At 72.3% G+C, this 22,989-nt stretch carries 26 protein-coding genes; 4 read left to right on the plus strand and 22 right to left on the minus strand.

Translation table 11 applies throughout. From position 1 onward, the window contains the following. Window positions 1-178: 178 nt before the first annotated feature. The 8 genes from ABEA24_RS14105 to ABEA24_RS14140 form a co-directional block, all read right to left on the minus strand. On the minus strand, window positions 179-577 hold the full coding sequence (locus ABEA24_RS14105; protein WP_345431217.1) for a DUF3040 domain-containing protein: 399 nt from the start codon (window positions 575-577) through the stop codon (window positions 179-181). A 182-nt stretch (window positions 578-759) separates the two neighbouring features. Further along, a complete protein-coding gene (locus ABEA24_RS14110; protein ID WP_345431218.1) occupies window positions 760-2,031 on the minus strand; it encodes a DNA polymerase IV in 1,272 nt (423 codons plus the stop codon). A gap of 8 nt (window positions 2,032-2,039) precedes the next feature. Beyond that, window positions 2,040-2,762 carry a methyltransferase domain-containing protein gene (locus tag ABEA24_RS14115; protein ID WP_425551191.1) on the minus strand — a complete coding sequence of 241 codons (723 nt, stop codon included), beginning with the start codon at window positions 2,760-2,762 and terminating at the stop codon, window positions 2,040-2,042. A 72-nt stretch (window positions 2,763-2,834) separates the two neighbouring features. Continuing rightward, window positions 2,835-3,251 carry a transcription antitermination factor NusB gene (gene nusB, locus ABEA24_RS14120; RefSeq protein ID WP_345431220.1) on the minus strand — a complete coding sequence of 139 codons (417 nt, stop codon included), beginning with the start codon at window positions 3,249-3,251 and terminating at the stop codon, window positions 2,835-2,837. Window positions 3,252-3,254: 3 nt separating this feature from the next. Further along, window positions 3,255-3,812 carry an elongation factor P gene (gene efp, locus ABEA24_RS14125; RefSeq protein WP_345431221.1) on the minus strand — a complete coding sequence of 186 codons (558 nt, stop codon included), beginning with the start codon at window positions 3,810-3,812 and terminating at the stop codon, window positions 3,255-3,257. 36 nt (window positions 3,813-3,848) lie between these two features. After that, entirely contained in the window at window positions 3,849-4,916 is a 1,068-nt protein-coding gene (locus tag ABEA24_RS14130) for a M24 family metallopeptidase (protein WP_345431222.1), read from the minus strand. Between the two features lie 238 nt (window positions 4,917-5,154). Then, on the minus strand, window positions 5,155-6,201 hold the full coding sequence (locus tag ABEA24_RS14135) for an LLM class F420-dependent oxidoreductase (RefSeq protein ID WP_345431223.1): 1,047 nt from the start codon (window positions 6,199-6,201) through the stop codon (window positions 5,155-5,157). A 51-nt stretch (window positions 6,202-6,252) separates the two neighbouring features. Then, window positions 6,253-6,684 (minus strand): PaaI family thioesterase, encoded by a 432-nt coding sequence (locus ABEA24_RS14140; RefSeq protein ID WP_345431224.1) that lies wholly within the window; start codon window positions 6,682-6,684, stop codon window positions 6,253-6,255. Between the two features lie 95 nt (window positions 6,685-6,779). On the opposite strand from ABEA24_RS14140, the gene ABEA24_RS14145 reads away from it, so the two are divergent. Then, window positions 6,780-7,352 carry a TetR/AcrR family transcriptional regulator gene (locus ABEA24_RS14145; RefSeq protein ID WP_345431225.1) on the plus strand — a complete coding sequence of 191 codons (573 nt, stop codon included), beginning with the start codon at window positions 6,780-6,782 and terminating at the stop codon, window positions 7,350-7,352. A 106-nt stretch (window positions 7,353-7,458) separates the two neighbouring features. On the opposite strand, the gene aroQ is transcribed toward ABEA24_RS14145, so the two are convergent. From aroQ to ABEA24_RS14195, 10 genes are all read right to left on the minus strand, one after another. Then, window positions 7,459-7,905: a type II 3-dehydroquinate dehydratase gene (gene aroQ / locus ABEA24_RS14150; protein ID WP_345431226.1), complete on the minus strand. Its 447-nt coding sequence runs from the start codon at window positions 7,903-7,905 to the stop codon at window positions 7,459-7,461. Between the two features lie 33 nt (window positions 7,906-7,938). Continuing rightward, on the minus strand, window positions 7,939-9,006 hold the full coding sequence (aroB, locus tag ABEA24_RS14155; protein ID WP_345431227.1) for a 3-dehydroquinate synthase: 1,068 nt from the start codon (window positions 9,004-9,006) through the stop codon (window positions 7,939-7,941). Further along, window positions 9,003-9,503 carry a shikimate kinase gene (locus ABEA24_RS14160; protein WP_345431228.1) on the minus strand — a complete coding sequence of 167 codons (501 nt, stop codon included), beginning with the start codon at window positions 9,501-9,503 and terminating at the stop codon, window positions 9,003-9,005. The genes aroB and ABEA24_RS14160 overlap by 4 nt, the downstream gene beginning before the upstream one ends. Then, on the minus strand, window positions 9,500-10,678 hold the full coding sequence (gene aroC / locus ABEA24_RS14165; protein ID WP_345431229.1) for a chorismate synthase: 1,179 nt from the start codon (window positions 10,676-10,678) through the stop codon (window positions 9,500-9,502). Before aroC ends, ABEA24_RS14160 begins: the two co-directional genes overlap by 4 nt. 126 nt (window positions 10,679-10,804) lie before the next feature. Further along, complete coding sequence (locus tag ABEA24_RS14170; RefSeq protein WP_345431230.1) at window positions 10,805-12,358, minus strand: M28 family peptidase; 1,554 nt, start codon at window positions 12,356-12,358, stop codon at window positions 10,805-10,807. 199 nt (window positions 12,359-12,557) lie between these two features. Then, window positions 12,558-12,722 (minus strand): hypothetical protein, encoded by a 165-nt coding sequence (locus ABEA24_RS14175; protein WP_345431231.1) that lies wholly within the window; start codon window positions 12,720-12,722, stop codon window positions 12,558-12,560. 97 nt (window positions 12,723-12,819) lie between these two features. Then, entirely contained in the window at window positions 12,820-13,359 is a 540-nt protein-coding gene (locus tag ABEA24_RS14180; protein WP_345431233.1) for a hypothetical protein, read from the minus strand. A gap of 189 nt (window positions 13,360-13,548) precedes the next feature. Then, window positions 13,549-14,112 carry a prepilin peptidase gene (locus ABEA24_RS14185; RefSeq protein WP_345431234.1) on the minus strand — a complete coding sequence of 188 codons (564 nt, stop codon included), beginning with the start codon at window positions 14,110-14,112 and terminating at the stop codon, window positions 13,549-13,551. Window positions 14,113-14,121: 9 nt separating this feature from the next. Next, entirely contained in the window at window positions 14,122-14,808 is a 687-nt protein-coding gene (locus ABEA24_RS14190) for an SseB family protein (RefSeq protein ID WP_345431235.1), read from the minus strand. Window positions 14,809-14,829: 21 nt separating this feature from the next. Further along, complete coding sequence (locus ABEA24_RS14195) at window positions 14,830-16,008, minus strand: pyridoxal phosphate-dependent aminotransferase (RefSeq protein ID WP_345431236.1); 1,179 nt, start codon at window positions 16,006-16,008, stop codon at window positions 14,830-14,832. A gap of 51 nt (window positions 16,009-16,059) precedes the next feature. Here ABEA24_RS14195 and ABEA24_RS14200 point away from each other — a divergent pair, with 51 nt between their 5' ends. Continuing rightward, window positions 16,060-16,848, plus strand: coding sequence for a carbon-nitrogen hydrolase family protein (locus tag ABEA24_RS14200; protein ID WP_345431237.1), 789 nt, complete (start codon window positions 16,060-16,062; stop codon window positions 16,846-16,848). Here the strand turns inward: ABEA24_RS14200 and ABEA24_RS14205 are convergent. Both ABEA24_RS14205 and ABEA24_RS14210 read right to left on the minus strand, forming a co-directional pair. Next, window positions 16,784-18,163 (minus strand): APC family permease, encoded by a 1,380-nt coding sequence (locus ABEA24_RS14205; protein WP_345431238.1) that lies wholly within the window; start codon window positions 18,161-18,163, stop codon window positions 16,784-16,786. The two genes, ABEA24_RS14200 and ABEA24_RS14205, sit on opposite strands and share 65 nt — an antisense overlap. A 139-nt stretch (window positions 18,164-18,302) precedes the next feature. Continuing rightward, window positions 18,303-18,920 carry a DsbA family oxidoreductase gene (locus ABEA24_RS14210; RefSeq protein WP_345431239.1) on the minus strand — a complete coding sequence of 206 codons (618 nt, stop codon included), beginning with the start codon at window positions 18,918-18,920 and terminating at the stop codon, window positions 18,303-18,305. A gap of 106 nt (window positions 18,921-19,026) precedes the next feature. On the opposite strand from ABEA24_RS14210, the gene ABEA24_RS14215 reads away from it, so the two are divergent. Further along, window positions 19,027-19,401 (plus strand): FKBP-type peptidyl-prolyl cis-trans isomerase, encoded by a 375-nt coding sequence (locus ABEA24_RS14215; RefSeq protein WP_345431240.1) that lies wholly within the window; start codon window positions 19,027-19,029, stop codon window positions 19,399-19,401. Between the two features lie 125 nt (window positions 19,402-19,526). Here the strand turns inward: ABEA24_RS14215 and ABEA24_RS14220 are convergent, their stop codons facing one another. Beyond that, on the minus strand, window positions 19,527-20,162 hold the full coding sequence (locus ABEA24_RS14220; RefSeq protein ID WP_345431241.1) for an NAD(P)-dependent oxidoreductase: 636 nt from the start codon (window positions 20,160-20,162) through the stop codon (window positions 19,527-19,529). Between the two features lie 122 nt (window positions 20,163-20,284). Between ABEA24_RS14220 and ABEA24_RS14225 the strand changes: the two genes are divergently transcribed. Then, complete coding sequence (locus tag ABEA24_RS14225) at window positions 20,285-20,869, plus strand: TetR/AcrR family transcriptional regulator (protein ID WP_345431242.1); 585 nt, start codon at window positions 20,285-20,287, stop codon at window positions 20,867-20,869. 207 nt (window positions 20,870-21,076) lie between these two features. Here ABEA24_RS14225 and ABEA24_RS14230 read toward each other — a convergent pair whose 3' ends face one another. Beyond that, complete coding sequence (locus ABEA24_RS14230; protein ID WP_345431243.1) at window positions 21,077-22,798, minus strand: protein kinase domain-containing protein; 1,722 nt, start codon at window positions 22,796-22,798, stop codon at window positions 21,077-21,079. Window positions 22,799-22,989: the final 191 nt, after the last annotated feature.

Genomic DNA, 22,989 nt, shown 5'->3' on the forward strand with positions numbered 1-22,989 from the left:
ACGGTCCGTGCGCCATGTCCGCCGGGCGGGCCTGAAGGGGCGCGTGCCGGCAGTCCGGCGCCGAACCGGCGCCATGTCCGCGCCGGACGGGATCAAGGGATCTTGATGTGGCCGCTTCCGGCCGTCAACGCGTCACCGCCCGGCGGGCCGCCGGGCGGTGACAAAGGTCCTGTCGGGGTCAGGGCTCTTCGTGACGGCGGCGCCAGCGCTCTTCGAGGCGCTCCATAAACCCGCCACTCTTGGCCGTTTTCGGCCGCTTGCGCCCGCGCTTGCGCGGCGCCGGGGCGGCGACGCCGTTCATGCGCTTCCAGCTCGTCAGGCCCCATGCACAGCACGTGACCATGAGCAGGAAGCCCGCCACGCTGATCACGATGCTGATCGGCATCGTGTTCACGATGACGCCTGCCAACACCACGAACAGGCCCAGTGCGGAGCCGATCGCGGCCTTCCAGATCCTGCGCCTGTAATGCACCTGCGGATCGGTCGAGCGGACCGCCGAAGCGAACTTCGGATCCTCGGCGTACAGCGCGCGCTCGATCTGGTCGAGCATGCGCTGCTCGTGGTCAGAGAGCGGCACGGCGCCTCCCAAAGACAGCCCCGCGAGGGGGAATCCCACGCCGGACGGGGACATGGCTATCGGTGATATGCCCAGAATACGAGGCCTGACGACCGCGGGAAAGAAAACGTTCGACTGGAGATAGGCGGATCGTCATTCAACGTCCCTGCTCACTGCCCGTAGTCACCATGATCACGCTTGTCTCAGGGGTCATGCCTGCCCTCCCGATCGTGGCGATTATCACGTTCACGCTCGGCGCGGACCAGCGCGGCGGGGCGTACGGTCCCCGCGCCGAACCGGCGTGCGGCCAGGTCCATGGCCGCCTCGGCCTGCCGCCAGCCGGTCTCCGGCTCCCCCAGGGCGAGCTGCCGGGGCGTCGAGCCGGCCGGCATGAGGTTCTCCACGCGCACGCCGACCAGCCGTAGCGGAACCCCCTCGAGCCCTGACGCCTCGTACAGGGCGCACGCGGTGGCGTACACGTCGCGGGCCAGATCGGTCGGGTCCGGGAGGGTGCGGGCCCGGGTGATCGTCGTGAAGTCCCCGCGGCGCAGCTTGACGGCGATCGTGCGGCCGACCAGGTCGGCGTTCCGCAGCCGTGCGCCCACCCGGTCGGACAGCCGCAGCAGCTCCCGCCGGATCGCCTCGGGGTCGGCGATGTCGTGGTCGAAGGTCTCCTCCGCGCCGATGCTCTTGTCGGGAACGGTCGGCGTCACCGACCGCGGGTCCCGTCCCCAGGCGAGCGCGTGCAGATGCTCGCCCATCGCCGCCCCGACCTCGCGCCGGAGGGTGTCGATCGGGGTCTGCGCCAGGTCGCCGACCGTACGCAGCCCGAGACGCCGGAGGATCTCCTCGGTGCGCTCCCCGACCCCCCACAGCGCCGCGACCGGCAGCGGATGCAGGAAGTCGACGACTCCGTCGGCGGGCACGACCAGCAGGCCGTCCGGTTTGCACCTGGTTGACGCCAGCTTGGCCACGAACTTGGTGCTCGCGATCCCGACCGAGCAGGTGATGCCCTGCTGCGCGGACACCTGCTCGCGGATCATCCGGCCGATCTCGGCGGGCCGGCCGAGGCGGCGCAGCGCCCCCGCCACGTCGAGGAACGCCTCGTCGAGCGCCAGCGGCTCCACGAGCGGCGTGATCGACCGGAAGATCTCCATGACGCCCGCGGACACGGCGGCGTACTTGTCGTGGCGCGGCGGCAGCACGACCGCCTGCGGGCAGAGCCGCCGGGCCCGGCTCATCGGCATCGCCGAGTGCACGCCGAAGGCCCGGGACTCGTACGACGCGGCGGCCACGACACCACGCGGCCCCGCCCCGCCGACGACGACCGGGCGGCCGCGCAGCTCCGGGCGCTCGAGCAGCTCGACGCTCACGAAGAAGGCGTCCATGTCCACGTGCAGGACGGTGCAGCCGGTGTCGTCCCCCGGCGGCCCGGGCGGCGGCCCCGGCCGATGCAGCTGCTGTTTCCTGCTCATCGTTATGACTACGGACGCCGGTGGGCCAGGGCGTGGAGCTGGGTGGCGACGTCCTTCAGGACGGGGTGCATGGACACGGCGCGCTCGAGGGCGACGAGCTCGTCGGCCGCGCCGCGCTCACCGTCGATGATGCCGCTCGGGACGAGGTCGGAGAACACTCGGACGCCGTGCACCGGCCCCGCCCGCAGGCCCGCGCTCTCGATCAGCTCTGCCAGCATGCCCGAGGTGAACCGGCGCGGAACCGGATCGCGGTCCCCCCACCGGCCCTGCGCGCTGGACAGCACGCGGCGGGCGTCCTCGAAGTGCCCGGCGAGCGCCCGGTGGAGGACGGCGGCGACCTGGTTGGCGGCCAGCACGCTGACCGCTCCGCCGGGGCGCACGGTGCGGGCGATGGCGGCCAGCGCCGTGGCCGGGTCGTCGACGTACTCCAGCACGCTGTGGCAGATCACGAGGTCGGCGCTGTCGGGCCCGACCACGTCGAGTAGCCCGTCGGCGTCGCCCTGCACGGCGCGGACGACGACGCCGGCGTCGGCCGCCCGGCGCTCGAGGCCGGCGAGGGCGTCGGGGCTGGCGTCGACCACCGTGACCCGGTGCCCCAGCTCGGCGAGCGGCACGGCGAAGCCGCCCGTGCCCCCGCCCGCGTCGAGGACGTCGAGGCGGTCCCGCCCCGACTCCTTGGCGCTCTCGTCGAGAACGTCGCGCAGGATCTCCCACACGACGGCGGTGCGCATCGACCGCGATCGCGGACGATCGGTCACGGCTGCCCCCTCCCTGCTCAACGGCCCCAGGCCCACACTAGACGTCTACAACGACAGGGAGGGCTTCAGCTCCAGCAACCGCGACAGCAGGCCGTTGACGAACTTCGGCGACTCGTCGGTGGACAGCTCGGTGGCCAGGGCCACCGCCTCGCTGACCGCGACGCCGTCGGGGACGTCCGCGCTCCACAGCAGCTCGTACGCGCCCAGGCGCAGGATGTTGCGGTCGACGATGGGCATCCGGTCCAGCGTCCAGCCGACGGCGTACGTCGTGATCAGCTCGTCGATGCGCTCGCGGCGCTCGGCGACGCCCTCGACCAGGCGCTCCATGAACTCCTGCTCGGCGAGCCGATGCTCGGAGTCGCGGATGCGCCGGTCGAGGACCTCGGCCGGCCGCTCGCCGCGGATCTCGGCCTCGTAGAGGATCTCGAGGGCGCGTCTGCGCGCCTTGCTCCGTGCGGCCACGGATCAGGCTCGACCGAGGTAGTCGCCCGAGCGCGTGTCGACCTTGATCTTCTCGCCGGTCGTGATGAACAGCGGGACGTTGATCGTCGCGCCGGTCTCGACCGTGGCCGGCTTGGTGCCGCCGGTGGAGCGGTCACCCTGCAGGCCGGGCTCGGTCTCGGTGATCTCCAGCACCACGGCGGCCGGCAGCTCGATGTAGAGCGGGGTGCCCTCGTTGAAGGCGATCACGGCGTTCTGCTCCGGCAGGAGGTAGTCGGCCGCGTCGCCGACCGTGGCGGCCGGGATGTGGGGCTGGTCGTAGGTCTCGGTGTCCATGAAGACGAAGTCCTCGCCCTCGCGGTAGAGGTACTGCATCTCCCGCTTGTCGACGTTGGCCACGTCGACCTTGGTGCCGGCGTTGAAGGTCTTGTCGACGACCTTGCCGGACAGGACGTTCTTGAGCTTGGTACGGACGAACGCTCCGCCCTTGCCAGGCTTGACGTGCTGGAACTCCTGAACGGTCCAGAGCTGGCCGTCGAGGTTCAGCGTCATGCCGTTCTTGAGGTCGTTCGTCGTCGCCACTGTGTGTCGTTCTCCCGCTTCGGCGGTCTGCCGCGTCTAGATGACGAGCAGGTCCTTGGTCGTCTTGGTGAGCAGCTCCGGACCGTCCGCACGGACCACGAGCGTGTCCTCGATGCGGACCCCGCCGCGACCGGCGACGTAGACGCCGGGCTCGACGGTGATGGGAACTCGATCCGTCAGTTTACCGGTCTTGTCATACCCCATGAGCGGTGCCTCGTGGATCTCCAGGCCGACGCCGTGTCCGAGTCCGTGCGGGAAGTCGTCGCCGTGGCCGGCCGCCTCGATGAGATCGCGGGCGGCGGCGTCGACCTCCTTGGTGATCGCGTCGGGGCGCGCGGCGGCGACGCCGGCGGCCTGCGACGCCGCGACGAGGTCGTAGATCTCGCGCTCCCAGGCGCCCGCCGCGCCGACCGCGACCGTACGGGTCATGTCGGCGTGGTAGCCGCCCTGGCGGGCGCCGAAGTCCATGGTGACGAGGTCGCCGTGCTCGATCGCGCGGTCGGACGGGACGTGGTGCGGGATCGCGCCGTTCGGGCCGCTCGCCACGATCGTCGCGAACGCGGGCTGCTCGGCGCCGAGGTCGACCATGGCGCGGTCCAGGGCGATCGCGATCTGGCGTTCGGTGACGCCGGGCCGGATCGTCGGCAGGACCGCGTCGAAGGCCCGGTCGGTGATGGCGCAGGCCTCCCTGAGGAGGACGATCTCCTCCTCGTCCTTGACCCTCCGCAGCTCCTCGACGGCATGGCCGAGGACGACCAGTTCCGGCGCGTCCGGCTCCGCGGCGAGCGTGTCGCGCGCCTCGACGGTGACGTCGTGCGCCTCGAACGCCAGCCGGCCCGGCACCTTGGCGGCGAGCGCCCCGGAGGTGTTCCGGTCGATGACGCATTCGAGCTCCGGGCAGACCCGCGCCGCGGTCCCGGCGTACCGCCCGTCGGTCGCCAGCACGGCGGTCCCGTCGGCGCGGACGAGCAGGGCGGCGTTGGAACTGGCCAGCCCGGTGAGGTAGCGGACGTTGACCAGGCGGGTGATGAGCGCGGCGTCGGCGTCGCGGGCGGCGACGAGCCCGGCCAGCCGCGCGCGGCGGGCCTCGTGGATCTCCGGCATGCCCCCGACTGTACGCCCGGCCGGTGACCTCGGCCGACACCGCCCGGGCGGGCCCGTCCCCCACGGACCCGCCCGGAACGGCGCGCCGTACGCTGCGGAGATCGGCCGGACGATCGGCCATGATCGAACGGCGGCGCGGCGTCACACCGAGCTCGATCAGCCCGACGCGACGGCGCGGCTCACACCGAGGTGGCGAGCTCCCGGGCCCTCTCGATCAGCCTGACGCGACGGCACGGCGTCACAGCGAGGCGGCGAGCTCCCGGACCTTCTCGATCAGCTTGACGCGGCCCTCGTGGTCGCTCGCCATCGGCGTGACGTTGAGGGTCGTGACGCCGGACTCCTTCAGCGCCGCGAGACGGTCGCGGACGAAGCCCTCCGAGCCGATCAGGGAGGTCTTCTGGAGGAGCTCGTACGGGACCTTCTCGGCGGCCTCCTGCTTCTTGCCGTCGAGGTAGAGGTCCTGGATCTCCTCGGCCTCCTTCTCGTAGCCGTACCGCCGGGCGAGGTCGTTGTAGAAGTTGCGGCCCTTGGCGCCCATGCCGCCGATGTAGAGCGCGGCCATGGGCCGGCCGAAGTCGAGCAGGCCCTCGACGTCGTCGCCGATCGCCAGGAACGCCTGCGCGACGATGTCGAGCTCGCCGAGCGAGGGGTCGCGCTTGGCCTTGCCGCGGGCGAGCGCGTCGCCCCAGACGTCTCCGGCCTTCTCCGGGACGTAGAAGATCGGCTCCCAGCCCTCGGCGAGTTCGGCGGTCATCTCGACGTTCTTCGGGCCGAGCGAGGCGATGAAGATCGGGATGCGCTCGCGGACCGGGTGGTTGATGAGCTTGAGCGGCTTGCCGAGGCCGGTGCCCTCCTCGGCGGGCAGCGGCAGCTTGTAGTACTTGCCGTCGTAGGTGAGGCGCTCGCGGCGCCACACCTTGCGGCAGATCTCGATGATCTCCCGGGTCCGCCCGATGGGCGCGGTGTACGGGACGCCGTGCCAGCCCTCGATGACCTGCGGGCCGGACGCGCCCAGGCCGAGCACGAACCGCCCGCCGGAGACATAGTCGAGGCCGGCCGCCGTCATCGCGGTGAGCGTCGGGGTGCGGGAGTACAGCTGGAGGATGCCCGAGGCGATCTGCAGACGCTCGGTGCGCGCCGCGATGAAGCCCATCTGGCTGACCGCGTCGAAGCTGTACGCCTCCGGCACGAAGACGATGTCGAGCCCGGCCTTCTCATAGTCCGCCAGCTCATCGACGGTCTCCCGGAAACCGCCCGCGTAGTTGAGGGACATCCCGATGCGCATCTGTCGCACCCCTATCCTGTCCGTACCACTCAAACCGAATGAGATTCCGTCTTACCGTACTGAGGCCGGCCGGAACACCATGCAGGTGCTGGTGCCGTGGGCGACCAGCCGCTCCTGGTCGTCGAAGACGCGCCCGTCGGTGGTGGCCACGCGGCCGCCCAGATGGATCACGGTGCCCTCGCAGCGCAGCCCCACTCCGTCGAGGGCGACGGCCCGCACGAGGTTCACCTTCAGCTCCAGGGTGGTGTACGCGGCCCCCTCCGGCAGGGAGGTGTGCACGGCACAGCCCATCGCCGAGTCGAGCAGCGTGCTGTAGACGCCGCCGTGCAGCGTCCCGAGCGGGTTGCCGAGGTCCGGCCGGGTCCGCAGGCCGAAGACCACGCGGCCGGGCTCCAGCGTCTCGACCGTCATGCCCAGCAGGCCGCCGATCCCGGTCTCCCGCCCATCGAGCAGCGCCTTCAGCTGCTCCAGTCCTGCAGTCACGATGCCTCCCAGTATGACGCTTGGCATAATGAGCGTTCTCTATGATGGCCGTCATAGTCAAGGTGAGACACCTCATACGCCGAGGCGGAGCGACGATGACCTCTGACGCCCGGGAGCGCATGATCCGCAGCGCCGCGTACCTCTTCCGGGAGCGGGGCTACAGCGGTACGGCGTTCAGCGACGTCATCAAGCACAGCGGAGCACCCCGCGGCTCGATCTACCACCACTTCCCCGGCGGCAAGGAGCAGCTGGCCGAGGAGGCCGTCCGTTACGCGGGCGACTACCTCGGCGCGGGCGTCCGCGCCGCGATGCGCGACGACGATCCGGTCGCCGCCGTGCACGCCTTCCTCGGCTGGTGGCGCCGCGTGCTGGTGAAGAGCGACTTCCGGGCGGGCTGCCCGATCGCCGCGGTCACCGTCGAGTCGGGCACCGTCGAGCCACGGCTCACCGAGGCGGCCGCGAGCGCCTTCCGGCGCTGGCAGGAGGCCCTGGCCGCCGGGCTGCTCTCGGCCGGCGCGACCAACGCCCGCGCCGGCCGCCTCGCCACGATGATCGTCGCCGCCGTCGAGGGCGCCACCGTGATGTGCCGGGCGCAGCGGTCCCTGAACCCGCTCGACGACGTCATCGCCGAACTGGAGGAGCTCATCACCTCCGCCTGCGAACGCTGACGACCCGCGCGCGGCGTGCTCCGTCCGGGAGGTGGACGCCTCCGGTCGGCCCCCGTCTCCGGAGGAAGGCGGAAACCCCGTCTCGGGATGAGGGCGGACGCCCTGGTCAGTCCGCGCTCTCCGCCAGGAGCTCGGCGATCGCCTGCAGGGCCAGGACGTAGGAGAGGAGGCCGAAGCCGGCGATCGTGCCGGTGGCCACCGCGGCGACGACCGAGGTGTGCCGGAACTCCTCCCGGGCGGCGGGGTTGGAGATGTGCACCTCGATCAGCGGCGCGGTGCGCTGGGCGATGGCGTCGCGCAGTGCGTACGAGTAGTGCGTGAACGCCGCGGGGTTGAGGACGACCGGGATCCGGCCGTCGGCGGCCTCGTGCAGCCAGGACACCAGCTCGGCCTCGTCGTCGGTCTGGCGTACCTCGGCGTGCAGGCCGAGGGCCCGGGCCGTGTCGCGGCACAGCGCCGTCAGGTCGTCGAAGTCCGCGGCGCCGTACACGTCGGGTTCGCGGCTGCCGAGCCGCCCGAGGTTCGGCCCGTTCAGGACGAAGACCTCACTCATCGACCGCTGCCCTCTTCTCCTGGTCCGGCCCGCTCAGTGGGTCACCCGCTCGTACGCCCGTACGAGCAGGTCCTCGTCCGGGTCCTCCAGCCGGCCCGGCGCGGCGACACCGTCGAGGACCACGAACCGCAGCCGCGCCCCGCGCGCCTTCTTGTCGACGCGCATGGCGTCGCGCAGCGCCGGCCACACGTCGGGAAGGTAGGAGGTGGGCAGGCCCACGGCGGTCAGGATCGCCCGGTGCCGTTCGACGTCCGCGTCGCCGAGGCGGCCGACCAGACGGGCCAGTTCGGCGGCGTACACCATGCCGATGGCGACCGCGTCGCCGTGCCGGAAGCGGTACTCCTCGACCTTCTCGATCGCGTGGCCGAGCGTGTGGCCGTAGTTGAGGATCTCGCGCAGGCCGCTCTCCTTGAGGTCCTCGGACACGACCCGGGCCTTCACGGCGACGGCGCGCTCGATGAGCTCGAGGGTGTGCGGACCGTCCGGGCGGCCCGCGGCCTCGGGGTCCTCCTCGATCAGCTCGAGGATGCGCCGGTCGGCGATGAACCCCGCCTTGATCACCTCGGCGAGGCCGCTGACGTAGTCCTCGCGGGGCATCGTGACGAGCGTCGTCAGGTCGCACAGGACGCCGGCGGGCGGGTGGAAGGCGCCGACGAGGTTCTTGCCCTCGGGGATGTCGATCGCGGTCTTGCCGCCGATCGCCGCGTCGACCATGGCGAGCAGCGTGGTCGGCACCAGGACGGCCTTGACGCCGCGCAGCCAGGTCGCGGCGGCGAACCCGGCCAGGTCGGTGGTCGCGCCGCCGCCGACGCCGACGACGACGTCGGTGCGGGTCATGCCGAGCCGGGCGAAGCCGGACCACAGCCCGGCGAGCACGGCGACGTCCTTGCCGGCCTCGCCGTCGGGGACGGGGAACGCGTGGACGTCGTAGCCGGCCTCGGCGAGCGCCCCGCACACGGGCCGGGCGATCTCCGGCAGTCCCTCGGGGTGCACGACCGCGACCGTACGGGCCTCGCCGACCAGGGCGGGCAGCTGCCCGAGCACGCCGGTGCCGATCACGACGTCGTACGGCGCGTCGCCACCGACGTGGACGCGGGTCACGACAGCCCCTTGACGATCTCGTCGGCGATGTCGGCCGGCTCCCGGTCGTCCGTGGCCACCTTGAGGACGGCGAGGCGCTCGTAGACGGGGCGCCGCTCCTCCATCAGCTTGCGGAACTGGCTGCGCGGGTTGAGCACGAGCAGCGGCCGCGCCGAGGCCAGCCCGACCCGCTTGACCGCGTCCGAGAGCCCGACCTCGAGGTACACGACCCGGTGACCGGCCAGGTCGGCCTGGGTGCCGGGGTCCAGGATCGCGCCGCCGCCGAGGGCGATCACGCCGTCGTGGGTCGCGAGGGCGTCCTGGACGGCCGCGCGCTCCAGCGCGCGGAAGTGCTCCTCGCCGTCGTCGACGAAGATCTCCCCGATCGGCTTGCCGGCGGTGGTCTCGACGTCGTGGTCGGTGTCGCGGAACGGGACACCGAGGCGCTCGGCGAGGAGCCGCCCCACGGTGGTCTTGCCGGAACCGGGCGGTCCGATGACGACGACCTTGGAATTCACTTGATCACCAGAGATGAGAGGTAGCCCTGCAGATTACGTGCGGTCTCCTCGACGGAGTCACCGCCGAACTTCTCGACCATGGCCTCGGCCAGCACGAGCGCCACCATCGCCTCGGCGACGACCCCGGCGGCGGGCACCGCGGTGACGTCGCTGCGCTGGTTGATCGCCTTGGCAGGCTCACCGGTCGTCACGTCGACCGTGTCCAGCGCGCGCGGCACGGTCGAGATCGGCTTCATCGCGGCCCGTACGCGGACCGGATCGCCGGTGGTCATGCCGCCCTCGATGCCCCCGGCGCGGCCGGTGCGCCGCCGGATGCCCTCGGGGGTGTTCTCGATCTCGTCGTGCGCCCGCGAACCCGGGCGGCGCGCGGTCGTGAAGCCGTCGCCGACCTCGACGCCCTTGATCGCCTGGATGCCCATGAGGGCCCCGGCGAGGCGCGCGTCGAGCCGCCGGTCCCAGTGGACGTGACTGCCCAGGCCCGGCGGCAGGCCGTAGGCGAGGACCTCGACGACGCCGCCGAGCGTGTCGCCGGCCTTGCGGAGCTCCTCGATGTGGGCGACCATCGCGGCGCTCGTCTCCGGGTCGGCGCAGCGCACCGGGTCGGCGTCGATCCGCTCCAGGTCGTCGGGGCCCGGGACGACGCCGTCGGGGACGCCGATCTCGCCGAGCGCGACCACGTGGCTGAGGACGTGGGCGCCCGCCACCTGGTTCAGGAACGCCTTGGCCACCTCGCCGATCGCGACCCGCGCGGCGGTCTCGCGGGCGCTGGCCCGCTCCAGGATCGGCCGGGCGTCGTCGAAGCCGTACTTCTGCATGCCCGCGAGGTCGGCGTGGCCCGGACGGGGCCGCGACAGCGGGGCGTTGCGGGCCTGGGCGGCCAACTCGTCCGGGTCGACCGGGTCGGCCGACATGACCGTCTCCCACTTGGGCCACTCGGTGTTGGCGACCTCGATCGCGACCGGGCCGCCCTGGGTCCGGCCGTGCCGGATCCCGCCGACGATCGTCACCTTGTCCTGTTCGAACTTCATCCGGGCGCCCCGACCGTGACCGAGCCGCCGGCGGCGCAGCGCCTCGGCGATGTCATCCGAGGTCACGCGGACGCCGGCGGGCAGCCCTTCCAGGATCGCGACGAGGGCCGGGCCATGAGACTCCCCCGCCGTCAGCCAGCGCAGCATGTGGTGAATCCTTTCATCCCCACGGAAGGCTACGCGCAGCCGTCCGGAGCGTGAGACGAAGGACATGGCCCGGCGTGTCCGAGAGCCGGATGAGGGACGCGGCCCGGCGCGTCCGTGCGCTGCCGGTCAATCCTCCTCATCGGCGGAGGCGAGCGCCGCGGGGGTCCAGGCCGTCACGGCCCGCGCAGCGGGGTTCGGGCCGGTCACGTCGGAGACGTCGACCGCGAACCGGCCCACGGCCCAGGCCATCCCGTCACCCAGCTGGTCGAAGATCGTCTTGTTCGGGTTGCGGACGTCGTCGCACCTCTGGTGATAGCACCAGTCGAGCGGCTGACCCGCGACACCGCCGAACAGCCGTGCCCACGTCTCGGTCTTGATCAGGTTCGAGCCGCTGGTCTCGCCGCCCGCCGGGATGCCGGCCGCGATGAAGGGCCCGTAGTCCGAGCGGCCGTCGAAGTCACGGCCGACCGTCGGCAGGCCACGACTCGCGTGGAAGTCGGTGAAGACCTTCTCGATCTGCGCGGACCCGGCCGGGCCCGGGCCGGCGCCCTCGTGGTCGCTGTCGTCGCCGTCATAGACCATCCGGGCGTAGTTCGGCGAGCCGATCATGTCGAAGTTCAGGTAGAGCGCGGTGTCACGCAGGTCCTGGGGGCCGAGCCGGGAGACGTAGACACCGGAGCCGAGGTCGCCGTGCTCCTCAGCGCTCCACCAGGCGAACCTGACCCGGTCGCGCACCTGGCCGAAGTGCCGGGCCAGCCGGAGCGCGGTCTCCAACTCCATCGCGCTGCTCGAGCCGTTGTCGTTGATGCCGGGCCCCTCGGTGACGCCGTCGAGGTGAGCGCCGACGACCACCGTCCGGTCGGCCCGCCCGGTCGGCGTGTCGGCCAGCAGGTTGAAGGTCGTCGCCTTGCGCGCCCGGCCGCGCAGCTCCAGGTGGAGTGTCACCGGGCCGGAGGCGGCGTCGGCGACGAGCCCGTCGGCCTCCTTCTTGGAGATCGAGGCGACCGGGATCCGCACGTCGGCGGCGGTGAGCCGGGTCCGCAGGACCATGTTCTCGGCCGGGTTGTTCGTGTTGATCAGGGCGGCGATCGCGCCCGCCTCCGCGGCGGCCTTCTGCTTGACCGTGTTGGTGCAGCCGCCCGCCGCGATCAGGGCGATCCGGCCGTCGTACGCGGCGCCCGCGTAGTCGCCGGCCTCACAGCCCGGCGTGGCGTCGGTCCCGGTCGGCACGACCGCCAGCGGAGCGGTGACGCCGCCGACGGGGGTGGATGCGGAGAACCGCGCGATCAGCGGATGGAGCGCCTTCCGGCCCGGCGCGGTCTCGCCGAGGGTCTGGGCGAGGAAGTCGTAGTCGTCGAAGGTGAACTCCTGGCGGCTGACGCGGTACCCGGCCGCGGTGAGCCGCTCTGCGACGTAGCGCGCCGACGCCTCGTGGCCCGGCATGCCGGCCGCCCGGATGCCGCCGTTGCGGTCGGCGACCCGCTGCAGCGCCACCAGGTGACGGAACGCGGCCCGCCCGCTCACCTCACGGACCAGCGTGCGGGCCAGGCGGGTGGTGTCCGTCCGGGCATCGCCCGGACCGGCCGCCGAGGCGCTCGTCATGGAGCCGGCGGCGGCGAGGGCGGCGATCGCGGCGACCACCGCGACCCGTCTGCTGGGGCGGACCGGGGGCAGGGGCATGCATGACTCCAGAGGTCGCTCCGGCCGGAGGGCCCCCGCCACCGACGATGTCAGCGACGATCATGCACTTTACTATTTCTTTACGTCAACGCCAGAGTTGGCGTGACCTCCTCCACGCGCACCGCCCCCATCGAGCTCGGCCGGGAGCCGCCGTCGGAGACCTGTGTGACGGCCGCCCGACCGCGGACTCCAGTGGTGATCAGGGACGCAGGGGGTTGCGAACGACAACGCCGGGAAATCGAGTGAAGTCCCGGCCCATGCTCCATAGTTCGCGCACTCCGTTGCTGATGCACAGCGCGGCGATCCGGCCGTCGTGCACCATCGGCCCGACGATCTTCCCCTCCCGCAGCGCCGAACGGAGCACCTCCCAGTACAGCGCACCCGAAAGGCCTGAATCGTGCCCCGAAAGGGGCGCAAATAGCCATCCGGGACACGATTCGGCTACGCGGCGAGCGGTCGGCTCAGTGGACGTTCCGGTGGCGGAACCGGCGGAACCGCCCGTCGAAGAAATCGCGGCCGCGGATACGGGTGTGCGCGAAGATGGGCGGGTGTCCGGCCGTCTCAACGCAGACGACCCGGCGGCCGTGGCGGTCGGCGCCGCGGGAGTCCGGGTCGAAGAAGCAGCCGATGGCGACCTCCGGGAATCCGATCGCCCCGGTGAACTCCAAGTGGCGGCGGGTCTTGAACGGCCCGTCGTCGAAGAACCGGTCATCGAAGAAGCGCCGATTGTCGTCGTCTCTATCGGGGCCGACGGTGACGTTGGTCCCGCCGCCGTCCGTGACGGCGCTCGTGCTCGGGGACGGCTGAACATGCGGGAGGGCGTTCTGGTGTGCCGGGTGGGCGGCGTCCGGGCCCGGCGCGCGGTACGCGGCGGCGGCCGGCGCCGGGTTCCACGACGTCGCCGCCGTCAACACCCCGGCCGATCCGGCCGTGATCAGGACGATCCACGAACGAAGGCCGGTGATCGGGCTCTTTGTCCGCCCGTTAGCGCGAGGAGTCAATTGTTTCCCCATATCTGTTCGGCCCGATAAGACGGGTCTCCTTCGGGGCACGCCATGGGCGTACCACAAAATTGAATACCCCTTCCCATCCGACAGGGAATCGCGACTCACGCCGGGAAAAGGCAAACAGCGAGGAATGATATTTCGGCACCCGGACATCATTCGTTCTTCGGGCGCGGAATGGCCGGCTCAGGCGTACCCGAGCACCGCCGCCAGCACTCCGGCGAGCATGAACGGCCCGTACGGCATCTCGGATTTCAGCCTCGCCCGCCGGCTCACCAGCAGCCCGGCGGCGTAGACGGCGGCGAGCACGTATCCGGCGCACACTCCGGCGACCCACGCGCGAAGACCGAGCCAGCCGAGATAGAGCCCCAGGACGCCCGCGAGCTTCACGTCGCCCAGGCCGATCTGGCCCGGCGCGATGAACCACTGGACCGCGTAGAGCGCGGACAGCGCCGCCATCCCGAGCAGCGCGTACGTGAAGCGGACGCCGCCCTCGTCGGTGAAGGGCGCCGCCAGGCCGAGCAGCACCAGGCCCACCGGGTACGACGGGAGCGTCAGCGGATCGGGCAGCCGCTTCAGCGCGACGTCGATGAACGTCAGGACGACACCGGCCACGGCCAGGTAGGCGAACGCGGGGAGGTCGGGGGCCGGACCGATCCGCCAGGCCACCAGTGCGAGGACGGCGACGGTGGCCGTGATGACGCCGAGCCGTCGCCGGACCACCGGCTCGGCCCAGTCGGGGGTGGTCACCCCGGCACTTTATCCGCGGACGAGCCCGATCTCGACGCCTCCGGTGACGTGGCCGCGGAGCCGTTCGGCGAGGCGGTCGGCGGCGGCGCGCACGTCCGGGGCGCCGGCGCCGTCGGCCAGCCGGAGGCGCACGGCGAGTTCGGCCCGCTCACCGGGCTCGACGCGCACGCCGGTGATGCCGGGCAGGCCGTCGACCGCGGCGTGCACGGCCATCAGGACGTCGGGGTCCTCGTGCGGGGCGGTGATCGCGCCGCCGTTCGCGAGGACGTGCAGCCGGGCGCCTTCGATCGCGTACGGCACGGGGCCGGCCACGTCGAGGACGAGTGCGTCGGCGGACTCGTCGACCGCGGCCTGGCAGGCCTGCCGGGCGTGCACCGCGACGGGCCTGGCGTCCGGGCGCCACCGGGCGAGGCTGTCGGTGGAGGTGAAGGCGAGGACGGCACGCCTGCCGTCGGCCCCGACGAGCGTCGGGAGGGCCATCTCGCTCTCTTTCTCCCGCCGCAGGCCGTCGACGGTCTCGTCCTCGGTCAGCACCGCGACGACCGGGACGAGCAGGCGGGCGTCGGCGAGCACCGCCAGCACGGCCTGCTCGCCGGTACGGCCCGCGGCGTAGTCGCCGAGAGCCCCCGCGACGGCGGGCGGTGCGCCGCCGTCGTCGTCGGGGAACTGCGGCTGCGGGATACGGTGTCCGGACACAACAGCCCAGCGTATCCCCCGTTATAGCCGGTGGAGCCGCTCGACGGCCTCGTCGATGACCTCGTCCCGCTTGCAGAAGGCGAACCGGGCGTACGGGCCGCCGGCGTCGGAGTCGTAGAAGACCTGCGTCGGGATGGCGACGATGCCGGCGCGCTCGTGCAGGGCGCGGACGAACTCCCGGCCGTCGCCGAAGCCGAGCGGCCGGACGTCGGCCTGCACGAAGTAGGTGCCCTGCGGCCGGAACGTCGTGAGCCCGGCGGCGGTGAGCCCGTCGCTCAGCCGGTCGCGTTTGGCCCGCAGCGACACGCGGAGGGCCTCGACCCACTCGCGCTCCTCGCGCAGCGCGTACGCCACCGCGCGCTGGTACGGGGCGCTCGCGGTGAAGGTGAGGAACTGCTTGACCGTCTGCGCCGCCCGTACGAACTGCGGGGGCGCGGTGATCCAGCCGACCTTCCAGCCGGTCACGGAGAACGTCTTCCCGGCCGAGGAGATCGCCACGGTGCGCTCGCGCATGCCGGGCAGCGTGGCGAGGGGGACGTGCGCGGTCCCGCCTCCGGCGTCGTCGTAGGTGAGGTACTCGTAGACCTCGTCGGTGACGGCGATGAGGTCGTGCTCCCGGCACACCTCCGCGATGATCTCCAGCTCTTCGCGGCCGAAGACGGTGCCGGTGGGGTTGTGCGGGGAGTTGAGGAGGAGGACCCGGGTTCGCGGCGTGACGGCGGCGCGCAGCTCCTCCGGGTCGAAGGTGAAGCGCCCGGCGTCGGGTCGCAGGGTCACCGGCCGGCGCACTCCCCCGGCCAGCGCGATGATCGCCGCGTAGGAGTCGTAGTAGGGCTCGAACACGACGACCTCCTCCCCCGTCTCGACGAGGGCGAGGATCGTCGCCGCGATCGCCTCGGTGGCGCCGACGGTCACCAGCACCTCGTCGGCGGGGTCGTAGGCCAGGGAGTACCGCTCCGCGCGCTGGGCGGCGACGGCCTCGCGCAGCTCCGGCAGCCCCGGGCCGGGCGGGTACTGGTTCGCGCCGCCCATGATGGCCTCGGCCGCGGTCTCGAGCAGCTTGGCGGGGCCGTCGGTGTCCGGGAAGCCCTGACCCAGGTTGATCGCACCGGTGCGGACCGCCAGCGCCGTCATCTCGGCGAACACCGTGGTGCCGAATCCCTGCATGCGGGTGACGAGCGGATCGTTGTCGAAACTCACCGGGCCAGCGTAGATCTGTACGGTGGAGAAAGACGAGATGAGGAGGTCGTGATGCGGATCGCCCTGTGTCAGATCCCGGTCGGCGACGACCCGAAGGAGAACCTGGAGCGGGTCCGCGACGCGCTCGCCACCGCCCCGGACGCCGACCTGGCGATCTTCCCGGAGGCCACGCAGGTGCGATTCGGCAGCGGTATCACCGCCGCGGCGGAGCCGCTCGACGGCCCGTGGGTGACCGCCCTGGCCGAGGCGGCGCGCGAGCACCGTACGGCCGTGATCGCGGGCGTCTTCGAGCCGGCGCCCGACGGGCGGGTGTACAACACCGCCGTCGCGCTCGACGCGGAGGGCGCGTCGGCGGGCGCGTACCGCAAGATCCACCTCTTCGACGCGTTCGGATACCGGGAGTCGGACCTGATCGCGCCCGGCGACGCTCCCGTGGTGGTCGAGCTGTGCGGCGTCCGGATCGGCCTCGTCACCTGCTACGACCTGCGCTTCCCCGAGCTGGCCAGGGCGCTCGTCGATCGCGGCGCCGATCTGCTGGCCGTGATCGCCTCCTGGGCTCAGGGCACGTTCAAGGAGGAGCACTGGGTCACGCTCGTCCGCGCCCGCGCGATCGAGAACACCGTCTGGACGGCCGCGGTCGACAAGGCCCCGGACCCGCCGAAGGCCGAGGGACCGACCGGGGTGGGCCGCAGCCTGCTCGTCGACCCGATGGGCACGATCCAGGCCGACCTGGGGCCGTTCCCGGCCGTACGCGTCGTGGAGACCGACGACGCCGTCACCGAGCGTGTGCGGAGGATCCTCCCCGCACTCGCGCATCGCCGTCCCGAGGCGATGGGCTGACGCCGCGACGGCGCTGGACGAACGCCAGGACCAGTCCGGCGGCGAGCCAGACGGCGGCCACGACCTTCGCCATCGTGGTCGCCGCCACGATGATCCAGACGGAGACCGCGGCGCCGGCGGCCGGCACGAGCAGGTACGGCAGCCACGCCCGGCTCCGGCGGCGCACGACGAACAGGCCGATCACCGACGCGTGCAGCAGGGTGAAGGCCGCGAGGGCGCCCATGTTCACGATGGACACCAGCACGTCCAGGCCGTTCGAGCGCCAGGCCGCCCACAGCGAGACGACGGCCGCGACCCCCGCCGTGGTGAGCAGCGCGGCGCGGGGCACGCGGTGGCGGGCATCGACGGTGGCGAGCGCCCCGGGCAGGCCGTGGTCACGCGCCATCCCGTACATCAGCCGGGACGCGGCCGCCACCGCGGACATCGCGGAGAACGCCGGTCCGATGCCCTTGACGACGACGAACGCCAGGTGGAGCCAGGGCCCGAACGCCGAGTTGGACATCGTGTAGAACGCGGTGCCCTGTTCGGCCGGCACCGACACGAGGTGCTGCGGGCTCACGGGCATGAGGAGCCCGGCGAGGTACGTCTGCGTGACGAAGAGCAGTCCGGCCAGGCCCAGGCAGAACAGCACCGCGCGGCCGATCTGCCGCTCGTCGCCGGTGTTCTCCTCGGCGAAGGACGCGATGCCGTCGAAGCCGAGGAACGACAGCACGGCGACCGAGACGGCCCCCATGACGGCGCTCGCGGTCGTCCCGCCGACGCCGGTGAGCGGCGACGTCCACGGCCGGGCCGGCCCGTGGGTCGCGAGGACCACGATCGCGGCGACGATGAAGACCGCGAGGAGGAGGATCTCGACGACGAGCACGACGAACCCGACGCGTGCCGCGATGCGCACGCCGGCCAGGTTCAGGGCGGTGGTCCCCACGAAGGCGGCCGCGGTGAAGACCCAGGCGGGGATCGAGGGCACCTGGGAGTGCAGCGCGATCCCGCAGAACAGGTAGGCGACGGCGGGGATCAGCAGGTAGTCGAGCATCGCCATCCAGCCGGCGAGCAGGCCCGCCGGCCGGCCGAGCCCCGCGCTGGCGTAGGCGAACACCGAGCCGGCGTTCGGCACCCGGCGCGACATCTGCGCGTACGACAGGGCGGTGAAGCCCATGGCGATCGTCGCCACGACGTAGACGAGGGCGACCGCGCCGGAGCTCTTCGCGTCGAGCACGCCGAAGACGCCCACCGGCGCGAGCGGACCGATGAACAGCAGTCCGTAGACGATGAGGTCGCGCAGCGACAGACTGCGGCGAAGACCCTGCGGCTCCAAGGGGGATCTCCCGGGGAATTCGGATGTATCCGTATGTCGGAATGTATCCGTCCGGAAAACGGAACGCCAAAGCGTTTTACCAGGTCAGAGGGTTACCATGACCTGAACTCGCCTCAGCGTTCGCAGGAGCCTCAGGGGTTCAGCCGACGTTGGACGCGACCTCGGCGAGCGCGTTCTCGAAGACCTCCCGCGACTGCGCCCCGGACACCGCCCAGGTGCCTTCGAAGACGAAGAACGGAACGCCGGTGATGCCGACGTTCCGTGCCACCTCGAGCTGCGCGGCGACCGCCGCCTCGCCCTCCCCGGCGGCGAGGCGCTCGGCCACGCCGGGCAGCCCGGCCTCGGCGGCGAGTTCGGCGAGCGTGCCGTGGTCGTTCAGGTCGCGCCCCTCGGCGTGATGGGCGCGGAACAGCCGGCCGACGACGGCGTCCTGAACCCCGGCCTCACCGGCCATCGCGACGACCCGGTGCGCGTCGCGGGTGTTGGCCTGCAGCGCCTTCTCCGGCGCGTACGGCAGGCCCTCCGCCGCCATCAGCCCCCGCATCCGCTCGTGCATCTCGGCGACCCGCTCCGGGCCGCCGAACTTCTCGGCCAGGCTCTGCTCGACCAGCCCGCCGGCGGACGCGTCCGGGTCCAGCTGGTACGGCCGCCAGGTCACGGCGACCTCGCCGCCGAACCGTTCCACGGCACCCGCGAACCTCGCCCGGCCGAGATAACACCACGGGCACACCACATCGGAGAAGATCTCAACGTTCACAAGAAGTGCCAACGGGCACACTCGTGCCCGCATTCCTCGGCGTCCCGGTACCCCTACCGGTGGATACGCTGGGGGGCTCGACATCTCCAACAAGGAAAGACATCCCATGGCGCTTGAGCGACCCGAGATCGACTTCCCCGAGGGCAACCCGCCCGCCGACCTGCAGATCACCGACATCACGGTCGGCGACGGTCCCGAGGCCAAGCCGGGCTCGACCGTCACCGTCCACTACGTCGGCGTGTCGCACTCGACCGGCGAGGAGTTCGACGCCTCGTGGAACCGCGGTCAGCCGTTCAGCTTCCCGCTCGGCGGCGGCCGCGTCATCCAGGGCTGGGACCAGGGCGTCGCCGGCATGAAGGTCGGCGGACGCCGCAAGCTGGTCATCCCGCCCCACCTGGGCTACGGCAACCGCGGCGCCGGCGGCGCCATCAAGCCGGGCGAGACGCTGATCTTCGTCGTCGACCTGCTGGACGCCGGCTGACCGGTCCCCTGAGAGCCTGACCGACGGCCCCGTCGCCGATTTCCCGGTGGCGGGGCCGTCGCGCACCTTGGCGGCCGCGTCGCCGATCGCCGGTGGCGGGGCCGCCGCGCCCCGGGCATGTTCGGTCAGTTCGCGATCGAGATGTGCCGGCGTACCGTCGCGTCGTCGGCGAGCAGCGCGAGGATTCCCGTGGCGAGGTCGGCGCGGGCGATCCGGATCCCGCCCCGGACGTTGAGGTCGGTCGCGGTCCGGTAGCGCCCGGTGCCCTTCTTGTCGGTGAGCTGCGGCGGCCGGACGATCGTCCAGTCGAGGTCACTGTCGCGGACCTTCTCCTCCGCACGGCCCATGTCGGCGAAGCCGTGCCGCAGGACCCGCTTCAGGATCGGTTTCGCGACGTAGCGCGTGACCGGGCCGTCGCCGGCGTCGATGACCATGCCGGCCGCACTGATCATGATGAAGCGGCGGACGCCGGCCTTGCCCATCGCCGCGATGATGCTGCGGGCGCCGTTCTGGCTCACGGTCGTCGGGCCGGAGTCGCGGGGACCCAGCGCGGAGACGACGGCGTCGGCGCCCGCGACGGCGGACACGATGGCCGCCGGGTCCATCACGTCGGCCGTCACGACCTTCAGCCGGTCGTGGGCGGCGACGGTGAGCCGCGCTGGGTCACGGACCACCGCCGTCACCTCGTGTCCCCGCTCCAGCGCCTGCCGCACCAGCTGCGTGCCGGTGCCTCCGCTCGCTCCGAAGATCGTAAGTCGCATCGCTCGTCGCCCTTCCCCTGACAGCGTCGGTTGGTGAGTACTCACTAACCATACGGGAGGAAGGTTGGTGAGTGCTCACTAACCACGATAATGTGAGAACGTCCGATCGACAAAGGGGGATCGTGGGAACCCGGGATCGCATCCTCGACGCCGCCGCCGGCCTCATGCGCGAGCGCGGCATCACGCGCACCACCACCAAGGAGATCGCGAAGGCGGCCGGGCTCTCCGAGGCGGCCCTGTACAAGCACTTCACCGACAAGGCGGAGCTGCTGCTCTACGTACTGCGCGAACGGATGCCCGGTTTCGCCCGCGTCGACGCCCGCCCCGGCGCGGGCAGCGTCGAGAAGACCATCGCCGAGCTCACGCGCGCCACCGTGGACTTCTACCTCGACGCGCTGCCGATGCTGGGCTCGCTGCTGGGCGAGCCGCAGCTGATGGCCGCCCAGCGCGAGTCGCTCCGCAAGTACGGTGCCGGGCCGGAGCACGTCGTCCGCCGGTTCGCCGACTACCTGCGCGCCGAGCGCGACCTGGGGCGGATCGCGGCCGACGCGGACCCCGACGCGGCGGGCGCCCTGCTGGCCGGCGCCTGCTTCCAGCAGGCGTTCCTCCGCTACTTCGCCGAGGGCCCCTCGGCCAAGCCGGTGCCGGACGAGACGGTTTCCGCGCTCAGCGCCACACTCATCCGCGCCCTGGACGTACGAGGTTGACGAGGGACGGCCCGGCGGGCGTGACGAGCTGCTGATGCGGCCGGCGCGGTCCGACGGCGTGTACGTCCCGAAGTTCTCCCTGGACGCGATCGCGGCGCGCACTCCCCAGGACGCTCACCGCGGCTCCGAGGTCATCGCACGGTGGGCCCGCGGTGGCGGCCCTGGCCATCTGGCCGGGGCCGCCCGACCCCGGCCGCCTGGCGCTGGTCACCCGACGCCGACGAACAGTGTGACGTCCGATCCGGGACAGGCGCGGGTGCCGGCGGCCGGCTGCTGCGCGACGACCTTGCCGATCCAGTAGTCGCTCCGGCGCCGCTCGAGCGTGACATGCAGGCCGTTCCCCTCGAGCACCTTGCGGGCCTGGGCCACCGGCCAGCCCTTTCCGTCCAGGACCGTGACCGGTGTCCCGCCCACCACGACGTCCACGGGCGTGTGCGCGGCGGCCGTCGTGCCGGCGGCGGGAGCGGCGCGCAGGACCGTCTTCCGCCGGGACGCCGCGCAGTCCACCGTGACGCGCCCCATCGTCAGCCCGGCTCCGCGGAGCCGGGCGGCGGCGGCGTTCTCGGACAGCCCGGCGATCTCCGGCACGCGTACCGGCGCCGCATCCGCCGGTCTCGCCGGCGAACCAGGGGCCGGGGAGGCCGGGGCGCCCGTGGTGGCACGGGCCGGGGACGAGCCCCTCGATTCCGCCGCGTTCGCGGCCAGGACGGCGCCCGAGGCGGCCACCGCGACCGCCGCGGGGATGAGGACCTTCCGCAGCCGGGACCGTCGTGGCCCGGCGGACCGCCGGGGACTCTCGGCCGCGTCGTTCGTGGTGAGTCCGCCGATGTTCCCGATGGTCTCGGCGGAGCCCGCGATGGTGTCCGCGGCCGCGAACTCTGCCGCCGCCGACAGGAGGGGTATGTCCAGAGAGGTCGGCGCCGCCGAGGCCGGGACTCGATCCGCCGTGTCCGCGGGGTTCGGAGCCGCCGGGACCGGGACACCGTCCACGGCGGCCGGTACGGGGACGACCGTTGTCCGGCCGGCGTCGGCGGCCGGCCGGTCGGTGGCCTTCCCGGCTGCCGTCCGCTCGGCGGCGTTCCCGGCGGCAGACCGGTCGAGGGCGGTGGCCGCCGGGGATTCCGCTCCGCCGAGGAGCCGGAGGAGCACCTGCCGCGCCGATGGACGCCGTGCCGGGTCCTTGGCCAGACACGATTCGACGAGGCCGCACACCGGTTCGCGCAGGCCGGTCAGGTCCGGGGACTCGTTCAGGATCCGGTTCAGCACGGCCGGGATCGCGTCGTCACCGAACGGCGGGCGGCCGGTCGCCGCGTACACGACCGTCGCGGCCCACGCGAAGACGTCGGCGGCCGGGCCGCTGCCGGCTCCGGAGAAGCGTTCGGGCGCCATGTATGAGGGGGTTCCGACCACGCCCTGGGTGGCGGTCCGGGTCGTGTCGAGGGCCCGTGCGATGCCGAAGTCGATCACCCGCGGACCGTCGGGGCCGAGGATCACGTTGGCCGGTTTGAAATCCCGGTGGACGATGCCCGCGTGGTGGATGGCGGTCAGCGCGGTGGCCGTCCCGATGGCGAGCCGTTCCAGCGCCCCGTCGGTGAGCACGCCCTCGGAGGCGACGCGCCGTTGGAGAGACGGGCCGTCGATGTACTCGCTGACGATGTAGGGCCGGTCGCCCGCCATTCCGGCCGACAGCACTCCCGCCGTGCAGAAGCGCGCCACCTGCATGGCCAGTTCGGCCTCCCACATGAACCGGTCCCGGGCGGCGTCGTCGCCCCACAGATCCCCGCGCAGCAGTTTCACGACGACCACCGCGCCGTCGGAGGCCTCCCCCCGATAGACGATCCCCTGGCCGCCTTCGCCCACCCTGCCGGTCAGCCGGATGTCCCCCACCTGCCGCGGGTCGTCCGGGTACAGGGGCGTCGTGTTCGGCATCCGTTCCTCCTTCGGCGCGTCTTCGCCGGGTATTCGGAGCCGATGCCGGGCCGGATGGGTGCCGGACGGGGGAAATTTCTGGACGTGTCCGCGCCGCGTGGCGAAAGTGATCCGAGATTGCCCGAACCTGGCCACCACATCCCTGCATCAACCCCTATGAAGAGACTTAAGATCCACTGAGGGGAAGCTGG

It is taken from the genome of Actinoallomurus vinaceus (assembly GCF_039542055.1).
Classification (GTDB): Bacteria; Actinomycetota; Actinomycetes; order Streptosporangiales; family Streptosporangiaceae; genus Actinoallomurus; species Actinoallomurus vinaceus.